Here is an 857-nt window from a genome sequence, read left to right as displayed (position 1 = left end):
CCAATCCCTGGATCACTAATTCTGCTACCTTGTCGTACTCTTTGTTATTCAGCAACGCACTGTCTGCGGTTTCGTTCTCACGGCCAGGCGTTTTGATATCAAATTTGCCAATCGCGTAGCGGAATACGCCATAGAACACAATAAAGTTAACCGCGCCCAGCAAAATCAGGTTTACCCACTGGGTGTTTTCATACATCAGCCCAAAGATGCCGAAATCAAAGATGGTGCCGCGAATATAGCCAATAGACACTTCCAGCATTTGCAGCGGGATGGTCAGCAGACCGCACAATATGGCGTAGATAATAAAAAGTTTTGGCGCGATAAACAGGAAGGAAAACTCAAGCGGTTCGGTGATATTGCCCAGAAACGCCGTGAGCACAACCGTCAGTATCATCCCCTTGGCAAATTTCTTGTTCTTGAAATAGGCCATGTGGTACATCGCCAGGCCAATCGCCGGAACGCGGAACAGCGTGGTCAACATCTGTGACGATGCAAGATAGCTGCACAGGGTTGGCATAAGTTCATTCCACGCCGGGTGATTCGGCCCTAACTCAAACAAGATCTTGTTCATGGCGGGCAGGATGCCGACATAGGTTTGGCCATCAATCAGATAAGTGCCCCCCGCTTCCGTAAAACGCACGGTCGAACTCAATACATGGTGCAGGCCAAACGGGATCAACAAACGGTTCAATGTCATATAGATCCCGGCACCGATATCAGGCGCCATCATCACCGTAGAGATGCTTCTCATTCCATAGGTGAAGACATCCCAGATAAAGGGAATAATCAGCTCCACCGGGATAGTAAAGGCGATAGCGAGGATAGCGACCGATTTCTTGCCGCTGAAAAAGGGAAAT

General features: G+C 49.0%; 1 protein-coding gene. It reads right to left on the bottom strand.

The window, feature by feature from the left end; all coding sequences use genetic code 11:
- On the bottom strand, positions 1-857 hold an 857-nt coding region (locus J5224_RS31280; protein ID WP_264628890.1), incomplete at both ends, for a PTS transporter subunit EIIC.

The sequence above is a fragment of the Candidatus Symbiopectobacterium sp. NZEC135 genome (assembly GCF_025962695.1).
Note: the sequence above shows the minus strand (reverse complement) of the source record. Positions and strands in the feature narration are given on the sequence as shown.